General features: G+C 40.9%; 3 protein-coding genes. All 3 read left to right on the forward strand.

Annotated features, from left to right (window positions below; genetic code table 11):
- Positions 1–289: 289 nt before the first annotated feature.
- The 3 genes from WC788_09890 to WC788_09900 all read left to right on the forward strand — a co-directional run bounded on the left by WC788_09890 (position 290) and on the right by WC788_09900 (position 2,874).
- Positions 290–1,045, forward strand: a complete 756-nt coding sequence (locus WC788_09890; GenBank protein MFA6097907.1) for an HD domain-containing protein — start codon at positions 290–292, stop codon at positions 1,043–1,045.
- A gap of 377 nt (positions 1,046–1,422) precedes the next feature.
- Positions 1,423–2,349, forward strand: a complete 927-nt coding sequence (locus WC788_09895; protein MFA6097908.1) for a CAP domain-containing protein — start codon at positions 1,423–1,425, stop codon at positions 2,347–2,349.
- A 228-nt stretch (positions 2,350–2,577) separates the two neighbouring features.
- Complete coding sequence (locus tag WC788_09900) at positions 2,578–2,874, forward strand: hypothetical protein (protein ID MFA6097909.1); 297 nt, start codon at positions 2,578–2,580, stop codon at positions 2,872–2,874.
- The last annotated feature ends 72 nt before the right edge of the window (positions 2,875–2,946 follow it).

The raw sequence follows: 2,946 nt of genomic DNA on the forward strand, positions 1-2,946 counted from the left end.
AATAATGTTCAATCTGAATAAAAACAATGAATGCTATGATGCTTCTAAATTATCATTTATAACTGTATAGCTCATTATTCCCAACTATTATCCTTGACGTTTCCTTTTAACGGGTATTGCGAGGAGGAGTAGCAATGACAACGAAGTCATGCGTCAGGCAGATCCGCAAATGGCGGACAATCTTCAACTTCTTTCTATAATGCCGGGATTGCCACGGCTCTCCGAGCCTCGCAATACACTAAATCCTTGCCATCTTAACAGTAGGAACTAATCAAATTACATATTGTTTATGGAAAATATGTTCCCCAAAGACGAATCAAGCTCAACTCCAGATGAAAATTATCGATTGGAAGGGCCGGCGGAAACCACCAAGGAAATGCAGGATGAACTGATGGATGTTGTTGAAAAATATTATAAAGATCATGAAGTGGGCGAAGACCTGATCGGGCAGTTCATGGTCCATAATGCGCAGGTCAGGAATTATATTGAAAGATTCTCTGCCGAAGAAAAGTTCAGTGATAAGGAAAAAGAGATAGCGATCCTGGCGGCGATCCTGCATGACATTGCAAAAGGATGGGGAGATTTCTTGAAGCACGGGGAAAAAGGGGGAGAGATCGCTGAAGGAATATTGTGCGACATGGGCATAAGTAAAGATCTTGCAAAAAGCGTCCGGCTGGCTATAGAAAGACATATGGGCCCGGATGGATATCCCACAAGAAAGGCAAAGGAAAAGTTCGGAGAAAATTTTGAGTATCCTAAATATCAGACGAAAGTCGGCCAAATGGTCTTTGAGTGCGACATTCTGACGCAACTGACCCCGGAGGGATTTGAAAAAATATTACTGCTCAGGGAAAAAGACCCTCAGAATGTCAAAGAAGATGAAAGTGTCGCCGAGGAGAAAAATATAACCGTCGAGAAAGCAAGGTTTTTGTCCGTTCTTGAGAGCGCCAAGAAATCTCTGGACTTGGTCGAAACTGAATCCATAATAAAATATGCCGAAGAATTATGGCAGAAGATTCAGGAAGAATATCATGAGCATTTATAAAAATTTAGTTTTTTTATAAAGTTCTTTGAATTACGAAATACAAACCTTTGTGTCATTCCGATCCGCCAACGGCGGAGAGGAATCCCTTTAACATTATTATCGCGTCTTATATTATTTAAGGGATTTCTCTCTCTGCTCCGCTACGTTCGAAATGACAGAAATGACATTTCATAAGTCAAGGTAATTTGTAATTTTAAGAGGATTTAGCCGTCTGATTATATAGGGTCTAATGATTTTCTCTGAATATTCCCCTCTGCCAGAGGGGCCAGGGGTGTGTTAAATATGTGATATCTCTAATTCAACACACCTCTAAATCTCCTCTTAAGAGGAGTCTCGAATAAGGCCTTATATAGGGTGAAAAATCTTTATTTTAAATTATGCTCGGTATCAAAAACTTTCTGCAAGTAATTTTTGGATCACTGATCTTGATTTTGATCATAACGCCTTTTGGCAAGGCAAATGCTTCTTATGACGCGGAGGCTGAAAAATTCTTCGGCATTATAAATGCATATCGAACAGAAAATAATCACGCTGCGCTTACTGAAGATGCCTTGCTTCAAAACGCCGCGAACTGGATGAGCCAGGATATGGCCTCCAACTGCGTTCCGAAGAGGTCTTGTACGCATACGGATTCTTTGGGGCGCACAGTATATGTGAGATTGCAGGCTTTCGGTTATCCTGCAGGCAGTACCAACAACACTCTTCGCGGAGGAGAGATCATTGCCTGGAGCATCAGCGGACATTCAACCGCTGAAGATGCTTTTGGCTGGTGGAAAAATAGCCTTGTTCACAATGAAAATATGCTGAGGGATTCCTATGTGGCGGTCGGCATTTCCCGAAGTTGCGAAGGGATCTATTGCGCATGGGTGGTCAATTTCGGAGGAAAAGTGCTCGAGGCTTTCACAAATTCGCCAGCTCCAATTTCAGATCTGCAAAATCTTCCTGATGGCGCGCTGATCCGGGCGGTCGGCGGGATTGATGTTTATATAGTCAAATATGTGGGCGCGAAAAAATTCAAAAGACTGATCCTGAGTCCGTCTGTTTTCGAGAACTACGGACACCTAAGATGGAGCGACGTCAAAAATGTCGATCAATCGGTTTTGGACGGCTTTCTGACTTCCGACCTCGTGCGCGCCGTTGGAGATACAAAGGCATATAAACTTTATGCTTCGGGAGACACGGGAGAGAAAAGATGGATCACGACCTCGGAAATTTTCATTCAATCCGGCTTTGATTGGGACGCGGTCTACCAGATCAATTCGTTTGATAGGGATTCCTATGTCACTGGCGCGGATTGGCAGTAAAAAGATATTCACAGTTTTCTGAGAGAAATTCTTGGAGTTTTTTATGTTAATTTTATGCCTAGAGTCTGTTGATTTTAAGCGGGTTTTGGGGTAAGATTAGGGAAATGAAATCGTTGGTTTTATGAAAGCCGACTTATCGGAAAAAGAATGGCAAATAATTAATGCAAACAAACAATTAATTGAGATAATGGAGCAGAAAATTAGTGATGTATTAAGGGAAATATGAATATGAAAACTTACAAAGATTTAACCTTAGAACAAGAATTGGAATATATTTTATGGTTGAGATTTTTTGAGCATTCGGTTGATAATGCCCTTGTTCAAATACAAAGATGGAATAGATCAAAAAATGGTTGGGATTTGGAAATGTTTTTTGTGTCTGTTTCGTGTATTGATGATGCGATTGTTGCGCTAAATAGATTTTTAAATTTGGGAAAAGATTTTGTAAATGAGCCTGAATTAAATAATGCTTTTAAAAGTCCGGCAAGAACTCCCTGTGTTGTCCTTCAAGACACACAGGGATGAATTGCCGCCCATGCCATTCTCGCCAATACTGTTGTATAATGACTGCATATAATAAGATATATGCGTATGACG

It is taken from the genome of Candidatus Paceibacterota bacterium (genome assembly GCA_041661265.1).
Taxonomy (GTDB): domain Bacteria; phylum Patescibacteriota; class Minisyncoccia; order JAHIHE01; family JAGLIN01; genus JBAZUT01.

Excerpts from the sequence above, each read along its gene's own strand:
- WC788_09890 (MFA6097907.1), top strand. The coding sequence starts at position 290 with ATGGAAAATATGTTCCCCAAAGACGAATCAAGCTCAACTCCAGATGAA.
- WC788_09895 (MFA6097908.1), top strand. The coding sequence starts at position 1,423 with ATGCTCGGTATCAAAAACTTTCTGCAAGTAATTTTTGGATCACTGATC.
- WC788_09900 (MFA6097909.1), top strand. The coding sequence starts at position 2,578 with ATGAAAACTTACAAAGATTTAACCTTAGAACAAGAATTGGAATATATT.